This window comes from Fictibacillus sp. S7 (assembly GCF_004127935.1).
Classification (GTDB): Bacteria; Bacillota; Bacilli; order Bacillales; family Fictibacillaceae; genus Fictibacillus_C; species Fictibacillus_C enclensis.
Map to the genome: position 1 here is coordinate 3,331,346 of NZ_QJKL01000001.1, position 20,738 is coordinate 3,352,083.

Annotated in this window: 21 protein-coding genes; 19 read left to right on the forward strand and 2 right to left on the reverse strand. The window is 45.4% G+C overall.

Annotated elements, in window-relative coordinates:
* Positions 1 to 67: 67 nt before the first annotated feature.
* A complete protein-coding gene (locus tag DMO16_RS17305; RefSeq protein ID WP_061973567.1) occupies positions 68 to 472 on the forward strand; it encodes a F0F1 ATP synthase subunit epsilon in 405 nt (134 codons plus the stop codon).
* 190 nt (positions 473 to 662) lie between these two features.
* On the opposite strand, the gene DMO16_RS17310 is transcribed toward DMO16_RS17305, so the two are convergent.
* Positions 663 to 1,880 (reverse strand): IS110 family transposase, encoded by a 1,218-nt coding sequence (locus DMO16_RS17310; RefSeq protein ID WP_129476419.1) that lies wholly within the window; start codon positions 1,878 to 1,880, stop codon positions 663 to 665.
* 392 nt (positions 1,881 to 2,272) lie between these two features.
* Between DMO16_RS17310 and DMO16_RS17315 the strand changes: the two genes are divergently transcribed.
* The 5 genes from DMO16_RS17315 to DMO16_RS24975 all read left to right on the forward strand — a co-directional run bounded on the left by DMO16_RS17315 (position 2,273) and on the right by DMO16_RS24975 (position 8,292).
* Positions 2,273 to 2,815 (forward strand): glycerol-3-phosphate responsive antiterminator, encoded by a 543-nt coding sequence (locus DMO16_RS17315; protein ID WP_061973569.1) that lies wholly within the window; start codon positions 2,273 to 2,275, stop codon positions 2,813 to 2,815.
* Between the two features lie 196 nt (positions 2,816 to 3,011).
* Positions 3,012 to 3,839, forward strand: a complete 828-nt coding sequence (locus DMO16_RS17320) for an MIP/aquaporin family protein (RefSeq protein ID WP_129478843.1) — start codon at positions 3,012 to 3,014, stop codon at positions 3,837 to 3,839.
* 131 nt (positions 3,840 to 3,970) lie between these two features.
* Positions 3,971 to 5,464, forward strand: a complete 1,494-nt coding sequence (gene glpK / locus DMO16_RS17325; protein ID WP_061973573.1) for a glycerol kinase GlpK — start codon at positions 3,971 to 3,973, stop codon at positions 5,462 to 5,464.
* A 214-nt stretch (positions 5,465 to 5,678) separates the two neighbouring features.
* The gene (locus DMO16_RS17330; RefSeq protein WP_129478845.1) at positions 5,679 to 7,340 is read left to right on the forward strand and encodes a glycerol-3-phosphate dehydrogenase/oxidase; all 1,662 of its coding nucleotides are present in this window, start codon (positions 5,679 to 5,681) and stop codon (positions 7,338 to 7,340) included.
* A 130-nt stretch (positions 7,341 to 7,470) separates the two neighbouring features.
* Complete coding sequence (locus DMO16_RS24975) at positions 7,471 to 8,292, forward strand: C40 family peptidase (protein ID WP_061973577.1); 822 nt, start codon at positions 7,471 to 7,473, stop codon at positions 8,290 to 8,292.
* A gap of 50 nt (positions 8,293 to 8,342) precedes the next feature.
* Here DMO16_RS24975 and DMO16_RS17340 read toward each other — a convergent pair whose 3' ends face one another.
* Positions 8,343 to 8,744 carry a DUF1722 domain-containing protein gene (locus tag DMO16_RS17340; RefSeq protein ID WP_129478847.1) on the reverse strand — a complete coding sequence of 134 codons (402 nt, stop codon included), beginning with the start codon at positions 8,742 to 8,744 and terminating at the stop codon, positions 8,343 to 8,345.
* Positions 8,745 to 8,949: 205 nt separating this feature from the next.
* Between DMO16_RS17340 and DMO16_RS17345 the strand changes: the two genes are divergently transcribed.
* From DMO16_RS17345 to DMO16_RS17405, 13 genes are all read left to right on the forward strand, one after another.
* Positions 8,950 to 9,324 (forward strand): NADH-quinone oxidoreductase subunit A, encoded by a 375-nt coding sequence (locus DMO16_RS17345; RefSeq protein ID WP_061973582.1) that lies wholly within the window; start codon positions 8,950 to 8,952, stop codon positions 9,322 to 9,324.
* Positions 9,315 to 9,827, forward strand: a complete 513-nt coding sequence (locus DMO16_RS17350; RefSeq protein WP_061973584.1) for a NuoB/complex I 20 kDa subunit family protein — start codon at positions 9,315 to 9,317, stop codon at positions 9,825 to 9,827. The genes DMO16_RS17345 and DMO16_RS17350 overlap by 10 nt, the downstream gene beginning before the upstream one ends.
* On the forward strand, positions 9,827 to 11,086 hold the full coding sequence (locus DMO16_RS17355) for an NADH-quinone oxidoreductase subunit C (RefSeq protein WP_129478849.1): 1,260 nt from the start codon (positions 9,827 to 9,829) through the stop codon (positions 11,084 to 11,086). Before DMO16_RS17350 ends, DMO16_RS17355 begins: the two co-directional genes overlap by 1 nt.
* Positions 11,087 to 11,089: 3 nt before the next feature.
* Positions 11,090 to 12,190 carry an NADH-quinone oxidoreductase subunit D gene (locus tag DMO16_RS17360; protein ID WP_061973588.1) on the forward strand — a complete coding sequence of 367 codons (1,101 nt, stop codon included), beginning with the start codon at positions 11,090 to 11,092 and terminating at the stop codon, positions 12,188 to 12,190.
* Positions 12,190 to 13,194 (forward strand): NADH-quinone oxidoreductase subunit NuoH, encoded by a 1,005-nt coding sequence (nuoH, locus tag DMO16_RS17365; RefSeq protein WP_129478851.1) that lies wholly within the window; start codon positions 12,190 to 12,192, stop codon positions 13,192 to 13,194. Before DMO16_RS17360 ends, nuoH begins: the two co-directional genes overlap by 1 nt.
* Before the next feature lie 28 nt (positions 13,195 to 13,222).
* The gene (gene nuoI, locus DMO16_RS17370) at positions 13,223 to 13,642 is read left to right on the forward strand and encodes an NADH-quinone oxidoreductase subunit NuoI (RefSeq protein ID WP_090236573.1); all 420 of its coding nucleotides are present in this window, start codon (positions 13,223 to 13,225) and stop codon (positions 13,640 to 13,642) included.
* Positions 13,639 to 14,151 carry an NADH-quinone oxidoreductase subunit J gene (locus DMO16_RS17375; RefSeq protein WP_129478853.1) on the forward strand — a complete coding sequence of 171 codons (513 nt, stop codon included), beginning with the start codon at positions 13,639 to 13,641 and terminating at the stop codon, positions 14,149 to 14,151. Before nuoI ends, DMO16_RS17375 begins: the two co-directional genes overlap by 4 nt.
* Positions 14,148 to 14,462 (forward strand): NADH-quinone oxidoreductase subunit NuoK, encoded by a 315-nt coding sequence (gene nuoK, locus DMO16_RS17380; protein WP_129478855.1) that lies wholly within the window; start codon positions 14,148 to 14,150, stop codon positions 14,460 to 14,462. Before DMO16_RS17375 ends, nuoK begins: the two co-directional genes overlap by 4 nt.
* Positions 14,463 to 14,478: 16 nt before the next feature.
* The gene (nuoL, locus tag DMO16_RS17385; RefSeq protein WP_129480417.1) at positions 14,479 to 16,347 is read left to right on the forward strand and encodes an NADH-quinone oxidoreductase subunit L; all 1,869 of its coding nucleotides are present in this window, start codon (positions 14,479 to 14,481) and stop codon (positions 16,345 to 16,347) included.
* Positions 16,344 to 17,852: a complex I subunit 4 family protein gene (locus DMO16_RS17390; protein WP_129478857.1), complete on the forward strand. Its 1,509-nt coding sequence runs from the start codon at positions 16,344 to 16,346 to the stop codon at positions 17,850 to 17,852. The genes nuoL and DMO16_RS17390 overlap by 4 nt, the downstream gene beginning before the upstream one ends.
* 4 nt (positions 17,853 to 17,856) lie before the next feature.
* Complete coding sequence (gene nuoN / locus DMO16_RS17395) at positions 17,857 to 19,374, forward strand: NADH-quinone oxidoreductase subunit NuoN (RefSeq protein ID WP_061973602.1); 1,518 nt, start codon at positions 17,857 to 17,859, stop codon at positions 19,372 to 19,374.
* A gap of 199 nt (positions 19,375 to 19,573) precedes the next feature.
* Positions 19,574 to 19,807, forward strand: coding sequence for a DUF1146 family protein (locus DMO16_RS17400; RefSeq protein WP_061973604.1), 234 nt, complete (start codon positions 19,574 to 19,576; stop codon positions 19,805 to 19,807).
* A gap of 162 nt (positions 19,808 to 19,969) precedes the next feature.
* Complete coding sequence (locus DMO16_RS17405) at positions 19,970 to 20,713, forward strand: YwmB family TATA-box binding protein (protein ID WP_129478859.1); 744 nt, start codon at positions 19,970 to 19,972, stop codon at positions 20,711 to 20,713.
* The last annotated feature ends 25 nt before the right edge of the window (positions 20,714 to 20,738 follow it).

The window sequence follows — 20,738 nt, forward strand, 5'->3', positions numbered from 1 at the left end:
GGTTCTATTGATGAAGTTGTTGAAAAAGCAAAAACGATGGCCTAAACCTATAAGGGGGTAAGACGAAATGAGAACGTTAGACGTAAGTGTAGTCACCCCTGATGGTCCTGTGTTTGAAGGAACGGCAGAAATGGTCAGTTCAAAAGCAAAAAGCGGTGAGCTGGGTGTCCTGCCAGGACATATTCCGTTGGTTGCTCCTTTAACCATCAGTGCAGTACGTGTGAAACAAGATGGAAAAACACAATATGTGGCCGTTAGCGGTGGATTTATCGAAGTTCGGCCTGAAAAAGTAACAATCCTTGCTCAAGCTGCTGAACTGGCAGATGAGATTGAGGTCAATCGCGCTGAAGCAGCTAAAGAGCGTGCTGAGCGCCGTTTGGCTGAGACCAATCAAAGCGATTTGGACCAGGCGAGAGCAGAATATGCTCTTCGCCGCGCGATCAACCGCCTTGATGTGGCCAAACACAGATAAATGAACAGTCAAATGGGGCTGTCTGAAAGTCAAAAGACCTTCAGGCAGTCCCATTTCTTACGATTAGTCAATAGTTTTTTAGGGAGTCATTAAGCCTTCGGTATTGTCACTTTATTTAAGGCATTCTAAATACCCCTAGTTGTAGCTGTTTTTTAAACTAGGGGAGAATTATGATATAATAGTCAAAACATTACTTACCAGCTGCTATCTGGTAATCGTAATGCAAATTGTGTGTAATAAGGTGGAATAGGCATTTCAATAACTTATTCACACACGCGATGGACGCGACTTTATGACGTTTGTTATAAGGTTGCGTTTTTAGTTTGTCGTAGTAATCTACAAAATGGTTATCCCCAAAACGCCTCTGTTTAATCATATTTTGAATGGTAAGATACAGGATCTTTCGTAAATGTTTGTTCCCTCGCCTATTGATTTTATCTTTATACAAGATGGTGCCGGATTGAAAACGCCGAATATCAATACCGGCATAAGCGTTCAGTTGTTTGTTGGTTTTAAAACGGTGAATGTCACCAATTTCAGCGATTAAACGCACAGCTGTGTTGGTCCCAATGCCAGGAAAACTCATTAACACTTGATAATCTTTTCGTTCTTGTGAAAGGTCTGCCATCTGCTTAATCACTTCTTCACGTTGTCGCAGAATAGCCAAACAGCGTTTGGCATAGTACTTTAACTGCTCGCATCTTATATCATCTTCATCTACAGCTGGATAAGAATACTCAGCGATTTCTAGAAGTTGTATGGCTTTCTTCTCTGCCGTTTTGGGGGCAAGCTTTTTACTGGTATTGGCAAGCAACCGATTTCGAATGACCGTTTTCGATCGTTGCTTTACACAATCCGGATGAGGAAACAGTTGTAAGATGTTCAAAAACAACTCCGATTTTCCCGTAAATAGTGTTTCTATCTCTGGAAAAGTAAGCTGAAGCAGGGTATGTATACGACTTCTGACCAATTTTAATTCCTGATCCAGTTCATGATAATAACGGGAAAGAGAGCGCATTTGATCATAATAATCGTCTTGTGCGATTTTATTTTTTCTGTCCGAGGTAAAATGAGTTTGAGCGAGCCGATGGGCATCGCTTTTATCCGTCTTATGCATTCGCATAGAAGCCGTTTGAAGTTTAGATTCGAGAGGATTTAATAAGCAATAAGGAAAACCATGATCGTTCATAAATCGCTCTAATTGGCGGGAGTAAACTCCTGTGGCTTCAAAGACAATTTCTGGTGTATGTCCATCCTGCTGAACAAGTGCGACAATGCGCTGATACAGTTTCTCAAAATGAATCTTATTATGTAGTATTTCTCCTTCAAAAACACAACACCTCGAGGTGTTGTAAATCACCATATAACTTTTTCCCATACTTACGTCAAAAGCAATAATACTCATCATTACGTTCCTCCCTCAAAACGATTGCAGAAGTCCTCACCTATCCCTATCGATTCCATTTTCTTTTACACGATCTCAACGGATCCAACATACTGAAACTGATTCATATAAGGACGGTGAAGTTGGTCTGTTTTGCGTGCGAACTTAAAGTTCCGGGGCTGCCTCGACCTATTCTTCACCTCTACAAAAAAATAGTAGCACAAACCATGGCCGTGGTTTGTGCTACTAATCTTAGTATGTTTTGCGTAAAAAGCATGCCTGAAAAGTTGATTGTAGTGGAAAGCGAGCGGGCTGGAACGAAAATCAACAGCTTCCAGACTTCTTGGACAGTCCTATTTTTCGTTTCTACATAAAAAAGGATATAATAAGGAAAACTCGGCTTGGGAGGTATACCTATGACATTTCAAAACCAAACCGTATTGCCGGCCGTCCGAAAATGGAAGGACCTGGAGAAGCTGCTGGACACCTCCTATACCTATATCGTCATCTTGGACAGCCACATTGCCCAGCTGAAGGATATGGTAAGACTGGCGGGACGGGCGAACAAGAAACTTTTCGTTCATGCCGACCTGATCAGCGGCCTGAAGGCGGATGAATATGCGGCAGAGTTTATCTGTCAGGAAATCAAACCGGCAGGCATCATCTCCACAAGAAGCAACGTGATCGCCACTGCCAAGAAAAAAGGTGTAATTGCCATTCAACGTTTGTTTCTTCTCGATTCCATTGCACTCGAAACCAGTTATAAAATTATCACAAAAACCCAGCCGGATTACGTTGAAGTGCTTCCTGGACTCATGCCCAACATCATTCAGGAGGTTCACGAAAAAACGGGGATACCCGTGTTTGCCGGCGGCTTGATCCGCACAAAAGAGGAAATCGAACTGGCGATTAAAGCAGGAGCTGTGGCGGTAACCACCTCGGATAAAGAGTTGTGGTGAGGGTGATTCCTTTTATTCCCTCGCCGCGCTTTATTGACAGCGTTTGCAAACTGTGTTTAAATAATAGACAAGTTAATATTCTGACGGAGAATCGGAGATCAGCGGAAGCCCTTACATGTATGTGTGGGATTTTTTTGCTGGTCTTTTGTTTTGAATAGGATATTATCGTTGCTAAAATTGAGAGGAGTGTTGCAGAATGTCACCGATACTGGGAGAAATTGTAGGAACCATGATTTTGATTATATTTGGTGGTGGAGTTGTCGCCAACGTCAGCTTGAAGAAATCCAAGGCAGAAGGCGGAGGATGGATCGTCGTAGCTCTGGGATGGGGACTCGCGGTAGCGATGGGGGTATATGCGGTTGGAAATGTAAGCGGTGCCCATCTTAACCCGGCCGTCACATTGGCATTGGCTGCCGTCGGAGAGTTCAGCTGGTCGCAGGTTCCCGGCTATATCCTGGCTCAGATGCTGGGTGCATTCCTTGGAGGGGTTATTGTTTATTTTCAGTTCCTTCCGCATTGGGAAAAAACAGAAGACAAAGCCGTTAAATTGGGAGTTTTCTCGACAGACCCTGCAATACCACATACATTATCGAACCTTTTAAGTGAGTTCATTGGAACAGCCGTTTTGCTGGTAGGACTTTTGGCAATAGGCGCGAATAAATTTACAGAAGGACTTAACCCGTTAATTGTTGGTTTTCTAATTGTGGCGATCGGATTATCCTTGGGTGGTACTACCGGTTATGCCATCAACCCGGCGCGTGACCTTGGACCGAGACTGGCCCATTTCTTCCTTCCAATCAGCGGAAAGGGAGGATCCAACTGGAAGTACGCTTGGATCCCTGTAGTGGGACCGATTCTCGGAGGCGTTTTTGGAGCACTTCTCTATGAGGTATTGTTCAAGGGCAAAGTAACCACTTTCTTCTGGAGCTGGACAGTATTATCTGCTGTTGTCATTGCGGCCGCCCATTTTGCCGGTAAACGGGGCACCCACAGCTTTACACACGGCGAACGAATCAAGAACTAAATATAGTTGTAAAAGCGAGCTATCTAGAAACGAAAATCAACCACTTCCAAGAGCTACAAAGTTTACGGAAGACGTCAAATAAAAAATATGCATCAAAAAACAGTTATTTTTGTAAAGGAGAGGAAAAGAACATGGAAAAGAAATACATTTTATCTCTCGATCAGGGGACAACAAGCTCAAGGGCCATTCTTTTTAATAAAGATGGCGAATGTGTCAATGTGGCGCAAAAGGAGTTCACACAGCATTTTCCCAAACCGGGCTGGGTAGAACACAACGCACAGGAAATTTGGGGCAGTATTTTGGCTGTGGTCGCTCAAGTACTAGAGGGTACCAATACATCTCCTAAGGAAATCGCAGCAATTGGCATCACCAATCAGCGGGAAACAGCGGTCGTCTGGGATAAAAACACTGGTAAACCGGTCTACAATGCGATTGTTTGGCAATCCAGACAGACCGCAGACATTTGCGAAGAGTTAAAGGAACAAGGATATAACGATTTATTTAGAGACAAAACAGGATTGCTTATTGACGCTTATTTTTCCGGAACAAAAGTGAAATGGATCCTGGACAACGTTGAAGGCGCGAGGGAAAAGGCAGAAAACGGAGACCTTCTGTTTGGAACGATTGATACTTGGCTTCTTTGGAAAATGACTGGCGGAAAAGCTCATGTTACGGATTATTCCAATGCTTCACGTACGTTGATGTATAACATTTATGATCTGAAATGGGATGAAGAATTGCTGGACATCCTGGGTGTACCGGCGTCCATGCTTCCTGAAGTAAAATCTTCTTCTGAAGTTTACGGACACACCATTGATTATCACTTTTTCGGTGAAAGTATTCCAATTGCCGGCATTGCGGGAGACCAGCAGGCTGCCCTGTTTGGACAAGCTTGTTTTGAAACCGGTATGGCGAAAAACACCTATGGTACAGGATGCTTTATGCTCATGAATACAGGTGAGAAAGCCGTGCGTTCGGAGCATGGGCTGTTAACGACACTGGCCTGGGGCATTGACGGAAAAGTTGAGTACGCGCTGGAAGGAAGCATTTTTGTTGCCGGTTCCGCGGTTCAGTGGCTTCGTGATGGCTTGCAGCTTATTCGTACCTCTCCTGAAAGTGAGGATTTGGCGACCCGTGTGACTTCTTCCGATGGTGTTTACGTAGTCCCTGCCTTTGTTGGATTGGGAACTCCGTATTGGGACAGCAAAACACGTGGTGCAGTATTCGGTTTAACACGAGGTACCCAAAAAGAACATTTTGTTCGTGCCACACTGGAATCCCTTGCTTTTCAAACACGTGACGTGCTGACAGCTATGGAAGCCGACTCCAATATTGAATTGAAAAAGCTTCGCGTGGACGGAGGGGCGGTTATGAATAACTTCCTCATGCAGTTCCAGTGCGATATCCTTGGTGTTCCTGTAGAACGTCCTGAAATCAATGAAACCACAGCGCTTGGAGCCGCGTATCTTGCCGGACTTGCAACTGGTTTCTGGAAGGGCCGCGAAGAAATTGCGAACAAGTGGAAAGTGGAAAGAGATTTTGATGTGGAAATGGAAGAGAAGGAACGAGAAGACCTTTATAAAGGCTGGAAAAAAGCAGTTGAAGCCGCGCGGGTTTTCCAATAAACCACAAGCACACCATTTGCACTTTCCGGGATAACTTGTTATGATACAACTATAAGTTAATAACGGTCGGAGCTATGGAGAGACCACAATACCTTGTACATCGATACAGGGGTATTGTGGTCTCTTTTTTATTCTCTGAGTAAAATTAGGTGCTTTAATTGTGGAAATTTAGGAAATGAATAAATTGATGGAATGATGAAGGAGTGGCGTTGATATGGATATTTCATTTTCAAGCAATAAAAGAAAGCAGTATATTCAGGACATGAAAGACTCGTCCCTGGATCTGTTGATCATCGGAGGCGGGGTTACTGGAGCAGGGATTCTTCTGGATGCTACCACGCGCGGTATGAAAGCAGGCGTGTTGGAAATGCAGGATTTTGCCGGAGGTACATCCAGCCGTTCTACCAAACTGGTCCATGGCGGACTTCGTTATTTGAAACAGTTCGAAGTGGGCCTTGTGGCAGAAGTGGGGAAAGAACGTGCGATCGTTTACGAAAATGCACCACATGTAACCACACCAGAGTGGATGCTTCTTCCCTTCTATAAAGAAGGAACGTTTGGCAAATTTTCAACTTCCATTGGCTTGAAGGTTTATGACTTCCTGGCTGGAGTAAAGCGGAACGAACGCCGTTCCATGCTGACCAAGGAAGAAACAATGAAACGGGAACCACTGCTCAAAAGTAAAGATCTGCTCGGCGGAGGTTACTATGTTGAGTATAAAACCGACGATGCACGTCTTACGCTTGAGATTATGAAAGAAGCAGCAGCCCGTGGGGGGAAAGCCGTAAACTACATTAAAGTAGTTGATTTCATCTATGATCAAAGCGGAAAACTGCTTGGCGTTAAATCAGAAGATACGATTACTGGTGAAACGCATGAAATTTATGCGAAGAAAATTGTAAACGCAGCAGGTCCTTGGGTGGATCAATTGCGTGATATTGATAAATCCAAAAAAGGTAAAAGAATTCACCATACAAAAGGAATTCATCTTGTGATCGACCAGGAGCGGTTCCCGTTGCACCAGGCTGTTTATTTTGATACACCGGACGGCCGAATGGTATTTGCGATTCCTCGTGATGGCAAAACGTATGTGGGTACAACTGATACAGATTACAAAGGAGATCTTAAAAATCCAAGAATTACGCATGATGACGTCAATTATGTCATTAACGCCATCAACTTTATGTTTCCGGAGGTGAAAATGACGGAAGCAGACATTGAATCTTCCTGGTCGGGATTACGCCCATTGATTCATGAAGAAGGAAAAGATCCTTCTGAGATTTCAAGGAAAGACGAAGTATTCTTTTCTCCTTCTGGATTGATCACAATTGCCGGCGGTAAATTAACCGGATACCGAAAAATGGCTGAAAAAGTAGCAGATATCGTAGCCGGACAGCTTGAAAAAGAAATTGGCATCAAATATGACACTAGCAATACCAAGCACCTGGTGCTTTCCGGCGGAAATGTCGGCGGAAGCAGCCATTATCCGGAGTTCATCCGGGAAAAGACAGCAGAAGGGCTTAACCTTGGTTTAAGCCAAGAAGATGCAGAGCAGCTGGTTAAAAAGTACGGTTCCAATGTTGACCGTTTGTTTGAAATCATCCGTGACGGTAAAAAAGAAGCCGAGTTGAACAACTTGCCAGTCAATGTATATGCAACATTGGTCTATGCAATGGATGAAGAGATGGCTACAACTCCTGCCGATTATTTTATCCGACGTACAAGCGCGATGTATTTCGATATCGCGTATGTTCGCCAATGGAAGGAAAAAGCGATTGCGTTTATGGCGAAGCATTTGAACTGGACGCCAGAGCAAACACAAGAGCATACGGAAGAACTGGAGCGCCAAATGAGCTACAGCACACAAGCTGTTTAATCGTTGTTTTTAAAAACCGGAATTTCTTCATGAAATTCCGGTTTTTTATGTAACTTTTTCCATTAAGTGGCGACTAATCGATTGTGCACAGAATTCTTGAGCGCAAATCAAACGGTCGGAGGTATGTAAGATGAAGAAATGGATGGCCGCTGCTGTTGTTGCAGCAAGTTTAGTAACAGGAATGACAGTTGGAGGAGTGCAGCCCGCCGAAAACGTTTATGCAGCTGCAAAAGATGACATTCCGTTTAATGTGAATCCGGTTCAAATCTTTTTTAAGTTTGCCATTCCAAATGCCAAGGAAGCTCAAAGGCAGTTTGCCAAGGAAGCAAAAATGGATGTTGTGGTATTCAAAAAGAATGTGAAGGAGTTCCAGCTTCAGCGTCTGACTGAAGTGGGACATGAAAAGGGGCAGATTGAATTTTCCGCAACATTCTTTGCAAAGCTTAACAAGTCTTATAAAGGAACGCTGTCAGAAGGCTATAATCATCTTTATTTTATGGTAAAGAAAACAGGAAACATGGAATATACCATTACGTCCTGGAGTAAAGAAAAGCAGATTAAAAATGATATGGTCGATAATTATTTCGGCGATCAGGCCGCGGCCGTAGCTGTAAAGAACATCGGAAAGCCATTTAAAATGGGGGGAACAACACCAAAAGGATTTGATGCGAGCGGGTTTGTCCTTTATTCGTATCAAACAGCCGCTCAATTAACGCTTCCTCGTACGGTTGCTGATCAATACAAGGCGGGAACTTCCGTTAAGGCCGCCAAGCTGCATAAAGGTGACCTTGTTTTCTATGATTTAGTCGGAAAGAAAAAAGCAACCTTCGTAGGGATATATAATGGAAATCAGACCTTTATCGGCGCAACGACAAAGGGAGTAAGAGCAGTAAAAATGACGGATTCCTACTGGAAAACCAAATACATTGGAGCAAGGCGTGTGCTGGAATAGAAAATGCGCTCGTCAGGGGTGTCAGGGCTTTTACAAGAAGCCCCGGCACCCTATTTTAATATGGAGGATTGACTGAGATAAGGTTGAGGGTGCGAGGCTAAAAGGGTTTTTTTAATATAGTTCAGCAGATGTTCAGCGGCCGCCTCCCCTTTGTCAAATTCATCAGGAAGGGATGAACAGTTCTCCAGCCGTTCAAAGAACTCGTCTTTTTCCTCCTGTGTGGCCCCTCTTTTAAAATAGCCCCATAAATGCTGGGATGTATTGTTGAATCCCTTTTTGGTATACGGTACCTGTTCCAATTCTTTTAGCTCTTCCAAAATGGCTGCATAATCTTCTTCCTCTTTTGCTTTGCGGAATCTGTCTCTGATGCCGCTGTAATACCGATAGCTTTTGGCCATCACTTCGTATTTCTGTTGGGCCCACTTCTTTTCAGCTTTCTTTCTTGTATCCATGTTTTCCCTCCTTTTTTTCAATGTAGCATTGGGAATCCATCTCCTCAAGGCTGAACGTCATTCTACCCGCTGAACAAGCACATATACTCTATAGTGGGGCAGAACTCCTGCTACCTCCGTATTGTCGACACAAATATTGGAATTTGCTATAATGAAGACGATTACATAATGTTTGAAAAATTCAGATGATTAGGGGGGGTAAGAGATGGACGCTATCCACATTTACCAGAACAATTATCTAGTTGTTGCCGTCTTTCTTGCGCTGGGTATCCTTTTGCCGGTGGGAGCTTTAACTGCAGGCAGGTTGCTTCGGCCGTATAAGCCAACAAAGGAAAAGTACACCACCTATGAAAGCGGAATTGAACCTTTTCATCAAAGCTGGATTCAATTTAATGTACGCTATTATTTGTTTGCTCTCATGTTCGTCATTTTTGATGTAGAAACCGTATTTTTGTATCCTTGGGCAGTCGCTTATGATCATCTGGGTGCCTTTGCGCTGATCGAAATGGGTATTTTCATTGTGATGCTTGCGCTTGGTTTACTATACGCATGGAAGAAGAAGGTGCTGAAATGGATCTGAAGCTTTCCGATATTTCTCCTGAAGAAAAAGCAGAGCTTGAACGCAATGTATTTATGGCCACCCTCGAACAAATTAAGGCCTGGGCAAGGAGCAATTCTCTTTGGCCGCTGACATTCGGTCTGGCCTGCTGTGCGATAGAAATGATGGGAACCGGTTCCTCTCACTATGACCTTGACCGTTTTGGAAGCATATTCCGGACATCTCCGCGTCAGTCGGATGTGATGATTGTGTCGGGAACCGTAACGAAAAAAATGGCCCCGGTGCTGAAAAGGCTGTACGATCAAATGCCCGAGCCAAAGTGGGTCATTGCCATGGGTTCTTGTGCAACCGCTGGTGGTCCTTATATTAAGTCCTATGCGGTTGTTAAGGGAGTGGACCAGATTGTGCCGGTTGACGTGTATATCCCTGGATGCCCGCCGAACCCTGCTGCTTTGATATATGGCATCAATAAATTGCAGGAAAAGATCCGGTATGAAGCGAAGACAGGGAAGAAGGTGATGTAATGCCAAACGAACATGATGGAACACCGCCTGAATCCAATGAGTCGTTATCAAAGGAAGAGTTGAAAAAGCGTGCAGCCGCTGAAGCGAAGGCGAAAGCACTGGAGCTTGCCAAACAAAAAGCGCTGGAAAAGAAAGAAGAAAGTGAACCTGCAGAAAAGAGCAATGAACCAGATGATACTTTAGCGAAGGATAAAGCTCTTGCTGCAGCCAAAGCAAAGGCCGCCGCAGCGGCAAAGGCCAAAGCAGCAGCTGCTGCGAAAGCAAAAGCCGCCCGTGAAGGTGCATCAGACGGAGCGGCCACAGAAGATGAAAAAGCTCTTGCTGCAGCCAAAGCGAAGGCTGCCGCAGCGGCAAAGGCCAAAGCAGCAGCTGCTGCGAAAGCAAAAGCCGCCCGTGAAGGTGCATCAGACGGAGCGGCCACAGAAGATGAAAAAGCTCTTGCTGCAGCCAAAGCGAAGGCTGCCGCAGCGGCAAAGGCCAAAGCAGCAGCTGCTGCGAAAGCAAAAGCCGCCCGTGAAGGTGCATCAGACGGAGCGGCCACAGAAGATGAAAAAGCTCTTGCTGCAGCCAAAGCGAAGGCCGCCGCAGCCGCAAAGGCCAAAGCAGCAGCTGCCGCGAAAGCAAAAGCCTCCAGGGGAGGAGCGGCAGACTCCTCTGATGCATCCGATGAAAAAGCCAAAGCGATAGCAGCCGCGAAAGCAAAAGCTGCCGCTGCGGCACGGGCAAAGGCAGCAGCAGCCGCAAAAACGGCTGATGAACCTGCCGAGGAACAAAAGCCTTCTCCTCTTCAGCCGCTTTTGGATAAATATAAAGCCATCATCCAAAAAGAATTGGGAGACGACGCACTGGAAGACAGCTACATCAACCTGTTGTCCAAGGATGTTCCGACTCTGGTTGCCCAACCGGATACATATTTTAAAATCGCCCAGTTGTTAAAACACCACGAAGAACTTCGTTTTGATTATTTATCAGAACTTCATGCCACAGATTTTGAGACTCACCTGGAAGTGTACACCCATTTTTACTCCTACTCACACCGTTGTCCCGTCGCACTTAAAGTAAAAATAAACAGAGAAGAAGCGGTCATCGACTCCCTGGCTCCGTTATGGGCGGGCGCCGACTGGCCCGAACGAGAAGCATATGACCTGATCGGAATTACCTTCAAAGGGCATCCGAATTTAACAAGAATTATGATGCCGGATGATTGGATCGGACATCCGCTCCGCAAAGACTACGAACCCTATGACGTGGAGGTGTAGCCAGTGATCCGCACCGAAGAAATGCTGTTGAACGTCGGCCCGCAGCACCCCAGTACTCATGGGGTTTTCCGGATCGTTCTGAAAATAGATGGAGAGACCATTGTAGAAGCCAATCCTGTCATCGGTTACCTTCACAGAGGAACTGAAAAGCTGGCCGAAAACCTTCAATACACACAAATTATCCCGTATACCGACCGAATGGATTATCTGGCAGCCATGACCAATAACTATGTGATTTGTCACGCGGTGGAAACCATGATGAATATCGAAATCCCTGAACGTGCCGATTATCTTCGTGTTTTGGTGATGGAGCTTGGAAGGGTTGCGAGCCATCTGGTGTGGTTTGGAACCTATCTGCTTGATATTGGCGCCATGAGCCCGTTTCTCTATGCCTTCCGCGAAAGAGAGGCTATTATCGGCTTTTTAAATGAGATCTCCGGAGCCCGCCTGACATTCAATTACATGCGGATCGGCGGTGTAAAATGGGACGCTCCTGAAGGATGGATCGAAAAAGTCAGGGATTTTGTGCCTTACATGCGGGAACAGCTTGCAGGATATCATGATCTGGTGACGGGAAATGAGATCTTTTTGAACCGTGTGAAGGGAATTGGATTTTATTCCAAAGAAGAAGCGCTGGATTATTCACTGAGCGGTGCAAACCTACGGTGTACAGGAATTGAATGGGATCTCAGAAAAGACGAACCCTATTCCCTTTACGATCGGTTTACATTTGACGTTCCCGCGTTTGACAGCGGCGATGCCTGGGCGCGCTATCAATGCAGAATGGCGGAAATCGAGGAATCTCTGAAGATCATTGAACAAGCTGTCGAACAATTTCCGGAAACCGGAGAGGTTATGGCCAAGGTGCCCAAAATCATTAAACCGCCTAAAGGAGAAGCCTTTGTACGGATTGAGTCTCCGCGGGGAGAAATTGGCTGCTATATTGCATCGGAAGGGAAAAAGGAGCCGTACCGCCTGAAGTTCAGGAGGCCTTCCTTCTACAATCTTCAGATCCTGCCCAAGCTTCTTGTCGGTGAAAATATCTCCAACCTGATTACCATTCTCGGCGGTATCGATATCGTGTTAGGGGAGGTGGACGGCTGATGGTGAATGACTTGTTAACCTCGCCACCAGGGTGGATTCATGCAGCGATCTTTTTGGGATTGGGAGCATGCCTCCTGGTGATCGTCCTCGGTTTTGTAACGTATGCCATCCTTGCAGAGCGGAAAGTGCTTGGCTTTATGCAGCTTCGCCCCGGGCCAAACCGGGTCGGAGGGCGATTCGGGCTGTTGCAGACAGTAGCTGACGTAATGAAGCTGCTGATCAAGGAAGATACCATTCCAAAGGCAGCGGACAAACCGCTTTTCGTATTGGCTCCTGTTCTTGCGTTTGCTCCGGCCTTTATGGTACTGGCGGCCATTCCTTTTTCCGATCATCTGAAATTTTCCGATCTTAGCATTGGTCTTTTGTATTACATAGCCATATCTGGTATTACCACAGTAGGGATTTTGATGGCGGGTTGGGCCTCCAACAATAAATATTCCCTGCTTGGGGGGATGAGGTCAGCCGCCCAGATGATATCCTACGAAATTCCTCTCGTCGTCTCGGTTGTCGGCGTGATTATGTTCAGCGGAAGCCTGAACCTGACAGAGATTGTCGAGGGGCAGAAAACGGTGGCATACATGTTTTTGTCGCCACTTGGATTTATCGTTTTTCTCATTTCCTCCATTGCCGAATTGAACCGGACGCCGTTTGATTTGCCGGAAGCTGAATCAGAGCTGGTTGCCGGGTATCATGTGGAATACTCAGGCTTCCGCTGGGCGTTTTTCATGCTGACTGAATATGTGTATCTGTTTGCGATGGCAGCCCTGACGACGGTTCTATTCTTAGGCGGATGGAATCCTGTTCCGTTCTTGGGCTTCATCCCGGGAATCATCTGGTTTGCCCTTAAATTCAGCCTGATTGTTTTCTTTATGATCTGGGTACGCGGCACCATGCCCCGATTAAGAGCAGACCAGCTGATGGAATTCGCCTGGAAGGTTCTTTTGCCGGTTGCTCTTGTCAATATTTTTGTAAGTGCTGTGGTAAAGGAACTTTTTTTAAGATAGGCAATCTGCAGAATAGGAGTGGTGCATAATGAAGGGTCTTGCGAAAGGCTTGAAATATACACTCAGCAACTTAACAAAGCAGAACGTGACAACACAGTATCCGGATGTTCCTCTTCAAATGCCTGACCGGTTCAGGGGCATTCAGAAGTTCTATCCGGAAAAATGCATTGTCTGTAATCAATGTGCAAACATCTGCCCGACAGACTGCATTCAGCTTACTGGAAAACCCCATCCTGATCCGGGCAAAAAGGGGAAAATCATTGATACGTATGATATCAACTTTGAAATTTGCATTTTGTGTGACTTGTGTACAGAGGTTTGCCCGACTGAGGCGATTGTTATGACAAACAACTTTGAATTGGCGGAATACAGTCGGGATGAATTGTTTAAAGACCTGGTCTGGCTGGATGAAAACGACAATAACGTAAGGAAGGAGAATAAAGCATGACCGGTGAGAGTATTGCTTTTTTTATCCTTGCGTTAACGGCGATTGCAGGCGGAGTCATGATGATCAATATGTCCAACGTCATTCATATGGTGGTTGCGCTCGTATTTACTTTTCTCGCCATCGCGGGAATTTATATTACGCTCTCCGCCGAGTTTGTGGCCGCCGTACAGGTGCTGATCTACTCGGGGGCTATTACGATCATTATGCTGTTTGGTATCATGCTGACCCGGCATGAGCGAATAACGGAATGGAAATTGCCAAAAATGACCGTTTTATTGTCGGGAGCAGGAATCCTTGTGTTTTTCCTGATCATGTTTTTTGGTATTAACCGTCTCAGCCTAGGAAATCCGGCGACCGACCTTCATATTGATAACACGAAAAAAATTGGCGTTGAGCTTTACTCAAAATATGTCATTCCTTTTGAATTAACATCGGTCTTGCTTCTCGTAGCCTTAATCGGCGCTATTGTCATTGCAAAAAGGGATGATGAGAAGGAGGCAGGCAAATGAGTACGATTCCTTTATCGGTCTACCTGGTGCTTGCGCTTATTTTGTTTTGTATCGGATTGTTTGGCGCTCTCACCAAGCGCAACGCGGTGATTGTATTAATCTCCATTGAATTGATGCTGAATGCAGTGAATATTAATCTGGTGGCTTTTGCGAAATATGGAGTAAATCCGGGTCTTACAGGGCAGATTTTTTCGTTGTTTACCATAACGGTTGCTGCTGCTGAAGCTGCAGTGAGCCTTGCCATTTTAATGGCTCTGTATCGTAACCGCAAGACTGTTAATGTGGATGAAATGGATATTATGAAGCGCTAAAAAGGGGTTGGAAATGATGATGCAGAATGCCTGGCTTATACCACTGTTACCGCTGCTATCCTTCATCCTTCTTTTACTTTTTGGAAAAAAGTTAAAGGAAGCCTCTGCTTATGCTGGTATTCTATTAACTTTTCTTTCTCTGGTCATGTCTGTCATTGTCATGGCCGGCCAATGGGGGGGAGAGTCCTATAAAGCAGAAGGACTGTGGCTAAATATCGGAAACCATCCTGTAACAATGGGGTTTGAGATTAACCCGCTGAATGCATTGATGCTTGTTGTCGTCTCGCTTGTAAGCTTTCTCGTGCATTTGTATTCCAAAAGCTATATGCACGGAGATGACCGCTTTCATGTGTTTTTTGCCTATCTTGGTTTGTTCACCTTTGCCATGCTCGGCCTTGTATTGTCACCAAACTTGCTTCAGGTCTACATTTTTTGGGAGCTCGTAGGGCTCGGTTCATTTTTGCTGATCGGTTACTATTACTTTAAGCCGGAAGCAAAGGCAGCTGCAAGGAAAGCCTTTATTATGACCAGAATCGGGGATGTCGGTCTGTTTATTGGCATTATTCTCTTATTCTGGCAAACGGGAAGCTTCGAATACGATGAGATTTTCAAAGCGATAGGAAATAAAAGCATTTCACCGGACATGATTACGCTGACAGCCATTCTGATTTTTGTTGGAGCCGTCGGAAAATCAGGCCAGCTTCCTCTCCATACCTGGCTTCCGGATGCCATGGAAGGCCCGACCCCGGTATCTGCGCTCATTCACGCAGCAACAATGGTAGCTGCAGGTGTCTATCTGGTGGCTTCCATGTACCCGCTGTTTGAAGCATCCGCCGCAGCGATGACCACAGTCGCAGTGGTAGGTGGGATAACCGCGGTCTTTGCGGCATCCATTGGTTTAATGCAGAAAGACATTAAACGGGTGCTCGCTTATTCGACAGTCAGCCAGCTCGGTTATATGATGCTCGCTCTTGGCTCGGGGAGCTATACAGCCGGAATCTTTCATTTAATGACACATGCCTTTTTTAAAGCGCTGCTCTTCCTTGCCGCAGGCAGTGTCATCCATGCAGTACATACGCAAAACATTGAAGAAATGGGCGGACTGTGGAACAAGCTGAAAGTAACAGCTCCCCTGTTTTTAATTGGTGCCCTGTCGATTTCCGGTTTTCCTCTGTTCTCCGGTTTCTTCAGTAAGGATGAAATTCTGATGGCGACCTATGAGAACGGAAGGTATGTTTTGTTTACCTTGGCGCTGATCGCCGCCTTTTTCACCGCGTTCTATATGTTCCGGCTGTTTTTCATGGTGTTCTCCGGAAGTCCTGCCAATCACACTCAGGAAGTCAAAGAGTCTGAAATATCCATGAAGTTTCCCATGCTTGTACTGGGGCTGCTTGCGATTGTGGCCGGGTACTTGAATACCCCGTGGTTCGGATCATTTTTAGAGGATTACCTGAGCCAGGGACCTGTATCATTTTCAACAAAGGAAGTGCATGGTCCGGTGTGGATTCCGGTTCTTGCTGTTGTTCTGTCTTTGGCAGGGATCGCTCTTGCCTATGTGATGTACGGAAAGAAAACATTGGCGAGAGACTGGCTGTCCCGTTCCTTCCCATCATTAAGCTCCCTCATCTACAACAAGTATTATGCGGATGAAATCTACCAGGCTACGGTAGTCAGAGGGACTACGGTTTTCAGCTATTTTTGGAGCTATGTCGACCGGTATTTGGTGGAAGCCGCTGTCAACGGCACAGCAGGGCTTGTTCACTGGGTCGGTAAAAAAGGGTCTGAATTCCACAATGGCCAGGTGCAGAGGTTTGGCGCCATCGCTTTTGCCGGTTTGGTTCTCCTGCTGCTAATCTTTGCCGTTACAGGGGGGTATTTCTCATGAATTATATGCTGTCCCTGCTCGTATTCTCACCACTCGTCGGCATCCTTGCATTAAGCCTTCTCTCATGGAAAAACGAGAGGGCCATCAAGCTTGCCGGATTGTTCGGTACGCTTCTGCCGCTGATCCTCGTTCTGATCGCCGCGGCCGGTTTTCACTCCTCTGTTTCAGGTCTTCAGATGACCGAGCAGGCAAACTGGATTTCCTACACATTGGAAGGCCTCAATGGAAGCATGCAGTTGAAAATCAACTACGAACTGGGCATTACCGGCCTTTCTCTCGTTCTGTTGATATTAACGGCAGTTGTATCCTTTCTTGCAGCGCTCGCCTCGTGGAACATGAAGAATGCTTCAAAAAGCTTTTTCATCTTCTTTTTGATCCTGGAACTGGGCATGCTGGGCGTATTTGCTTCCCAAAATTTATTTTTATTCTTCATCTTCTTTGAAATCACGCTGATTCCCATGTTCTTTCTTATTGGGCGATGGGGATATGCCGACAGGGAAAAAGCCGCCTACAGCTTTTTAATCTATAACGGAATCGGTTCAGCGATTCTGCTGATTGTGTTTGTTGCCCTGTTCATGAAAACAGGTACTCTGAATTATGGAGAATTGACAAAAATACTGGCAAGCCCGGATGGAGCAGCCGTTGCAGGAAGCACGTTCCGTCTGTCTGTGCTTGTTTCGCTGCTGATTGCATTTGGGATCAAGCTTCCCATCTTTCCGCTTCATACGTGGATGCTCAGGGTTCACGTTCAGGCACCGCCTTCCATTGTCATGCTTCACTCCGGAATTCTCCTGAAGATTGGAGCTTATGGGCTTTTCACGTTCGGTATGGGCTTCTTTCCTGAAGAATTTAAGAAACTGGGTGTTTTAATTGCCATCCTGGGTGTGATCAATCTGTTGTACGGTGCTTTTCTGGCCATCGTTCAAACCGATCTGAAAAAAGTACTCGCCTATTCATCGGTATCTCATATGGGCATTGTGCTGATTGGGCTGGCAGCCATGAACGAAGCGGGTGTGAAGGGAGCCATCTTCCAGCTCGTCTCTCACGGCCTTATCTCTGCGCTGTTGTTCTTTCTGATTGGCGTGCTATACGAGAGAAGCGGCTCTTCGGATATACAGGACTTCAGCGGCCTTGCAGCAGCGATGCCCGTCACTGCAGGGGTACTGCTTGCCGGAGGACTTGCATCTCTTGGTTTGCCGGGGATGTCAGGGTTTATCAGTGAATTCCTTGCCTTTGTTGGTCTTTTCCAAACGATGCCCATTATCGCAGCGATAGGCGCCCTTGGCATCATCCTGACTGCGGTTTACATTCTGCGTGCTGTACTTGCCGTTACCTTTGGACCGAAAAAAGAAACGCATTCCGCTTTTAAGGATCTGACCGTCCTGGAGAAAGTTCCTGCTTTTGTGTTATTGGCCCTCGTGCTGTTGATCGGGGTCTATCCTGAAATTCTGAGCAAATCACTAACCACTGTTTTAGATACAATCTTGTTAGGCTTAAGGGGGTAGCCCGATGGATTTGCAAACCTTAACTTCAATGAATTGGGGTATCATGGCGCCGGAATTTACTGTGCTGGGAACAGCGTTGCTTTTGTCTTTGCTGGATTTGTTCATGCCCCGGCAAAAAAGCCGCAGGATCCTCGGCATCCTGTCTGCCGCTGGGATTGTCCTGGCTTCGGTCTTTTTGTTTCTGCAGTTCAGCCATGAACCCGCTTCCTTGTTTCATGATATGTACCGGCTCGATTCCTTTTCAAAAGCGTTTAAACTGATTCTTCTATTGGGAACAGGGCTGATTTTAATTTTGGCTTATGATTATAAAATGGACCGCGAAGAGGAATACCGAGGAGAATTTTATTATCTTCTGCTGACCGCTTTGCTTGGCGGTCTTATCATGGCTTCAAGTGCTGATATGATCACGCTGTTTATTGGCCTTGAACTCCTTTCTTTATCTTCGTATGTAATGGCGGGGCTGCGGAAGCGGGACAAAGAATCCAACGAAGCATCTTTTAAATACGTAGTAACAGGTGGAATTTCCACCGCGATTACCTTATTTGGGATGAGTTATATCTTTGGGCTGACCGGTGAAACGAACCTTTATACCATCGGAAATGCCCTGCAGGATACGAGTATTCTGCAAAATCAGTTCTTAATCGCGTTTGCCTTTTTCATCACCTTTGCCGGGCTGACATTCAAAATTGCATCTGCGCCTTTTCACATGTGGGCACCGGATGTTTACCAGGGATCACCTCTTCCGGTTACCGCTTTTTTGAGTGTGGTCTCCAAGACAGCCGGTTTCGCGCTGATCCTGCGGTTTTTCTTGCTTGTCTTCAGTTCAGCACCCGGAATTAAGGGAGACCCGCTGCTGTTTCAGGTTCAGCCCTACCTTGCTTTTCTTGCAGGAGCTACCATGATTGCAGGAAACCTTGCTGCCCTCCGCCAGCGGAATATAAAGCGGTTGTTTGCTTATTCTTCCATCGCGCAGGCCGGTTATATTCTGGTTCCGTTTGTCTCAGTCTCAGCGATGCTTTTTGAAACCACATGGTTTTATTTGCTGGCTTACCTGTTTATGAACATTGGTGCTTTTGCTGTTATTCAGGAAGTGACCGCACACAGTAAAACCCACGATATTTCGGGGTTTGCAGGGCTGTATCGGCGTTCGCCGTGGCTTGCGATCGCCATGACCATTTTTATACTTTCGTTGGCAGGGATTCCGGCAACCGCCGGCTTCATTGGGAAATTCGGCATCTTCATGAATGCGCTTGGTGCCTCCCAAGGCCATTATGTCTTAGCCGGTATACTCGTCGGAACCACCGTAATTTCCTATTTTTATTACTTCAATATCATTGGACAAATGTTTTTCCGGCCGGAACATCAGGAAGGAAGATTGCTGCATAAAAAAGGGCTGCTTCTTGTGACGGCAGTGTGTGCGGCAGCGACTGTTATTTTAGGAATTCTCCCAGGTACGGCATTGCATTTCTTTTATGAACAATTTCAGCTGACGGATTTTTTCCAGACAATGGAACAAAAATAAGGATCTGCCAAGAAGGCAGGTCCTTTATTTTTTTATAAAGCGCTTACATAACTTTCAGATTTGTCAATATTGGAAACAGCTAAAAAAATAGGACTTTTGTCTGTTCCTTTGTGGTAGAATTCAGTTTATGCTACGTTCTATTGGCATGTGCTATCATGGTGGTTAGCTAATAACTCCTAAATGGCAAGGAGGAAACAAAATGTTTGAACAATCCGGGCAGCAGGCGCTGCTTGATATCCTTGTTCACCTGCTTTTCATTGGAATTACATGGTGGGCCATGCAGGCATTAAATTTCGACACTTTTATCAGAAAAGGCAAAGTGATTCAGGCCAGAGTGCTTTTCATACTCGTAACCATTGCTCTTGCCAGCCTCGTAAGCAACTTCTTTCTCGCATATTTGAACTATTCCACACAGCTAAAATATTTATTTTAATGAACAATGAAACAACCATATGAACCCTATTTTAAGCAAAAGATTGTGCAATGTTTAACAAAATAAGCTGCGGGATAATGTCGGAATATGACTTCAACTTCCATGAATAACGTGCCTTCCTCTGGCAAGAATGAGAAATAGAGGAGAGGACGGGTGGAAGTTATGAAGAAAAACATTGTTTTGTTTTTTGTTATTTTATTTTTGTTTCACTCTTACCAAGTCATTCATGCTCAGGAAATGAAAAGCTTTACCAAGCTTTCAGAAATGAAGCATGCTATGGATCAAAGCAATATAAATGTTAAAAATTGGTCCCTTTATACAAAAGGGAGTATAGGTTTTGTGAATGATGTAAATGGGTATCGTCAAAAAGCGGCATTATTAAGGAATGCAGCTGAAGGATTTAAATGGAGCGGACTGAATACGAATGAGCACTTCAAAATTACCGGGGTGCGGATTTCAGCGTCAGGACACATAAAAGAACGCCTTACGCTGGTAGCCTACCCCCAAAAAGGAAAGCTTGCAACGTATCTTGTTTATGCGGCAAAAGGAAAGGGCTGGAATAAAGTACAAATTCAGCAATTTGCCCGAATGTACCAGGATAGGGTCGCAACCTATTTTGAGGGAAAAAGTTCAACTTTCTCTTGTATCTCTGGGATACATAATGGTACAATGGATTTTGGTTTGTATAAACAAGCGCTTGGGCTCATGACAACGTTCTCCGCTGTTCCTGTTGAACAACTCAAGGAAGAGACGTTTGTATCAATCTCGGCATATACTGAGCATTGGGATGAGAAAATTAACACAGCTCATAAAGCAATGAATCTGCAGATTGCAATCAGAAATCAAGGAATGGGCGGCCAAACAGCCGTCACAATTGGAACACCAATAATTACGTCTGAATATTAATATAGAAATTGGACGCGGAGGGGAA